Raw genomic sequence first — 277 nt, forward strand, 5'->3', positions numbered from 1 at the left:
GCCGTAGTCCATCAGGCGCTTGGCCACGTCGTCGACGGTGATGCCGCTCGCATCCTTGATGGGGCGCAGATCGAGAATGCATTCGTGCGCGACGAGGCCGCCGGGGCCGCTGTACAGCACCGGGAAGTGCGGCGCGAGCTTGTTCGCCACGTAATTCGCGTTGAGGATCGCGGTTTCGGTCGCGGCGGTGAGGTTCGCCGCGCCCATCATCGCGATGTACATCCACGAAATCGGCAGGATCGAGGCCGAGCCGTACGGCGCCGCGCTGACCGCGCCG

Annotated in this window: 1 pseudogene; it reads right to left on the minus strand. The window is 67.1% G+C overall.

The features are described 5' to 3' along the window. Positions 1–277 (minus strand): annotated as a pseudogene (locus SB816_RS31235) (hypothetical protein); the annotation flags it as partial.

It is taken from the genome of Achromobacter sp. SIMBA_011, assembly GCF_046535435.1.
Taxonomy (GTDB): Bacteria; Pseudomonadota; Gammaproteobacteria; order Burkholderiales; family Burkholderiaceae_B; genus Achromobacter; species Achromobacter dolens.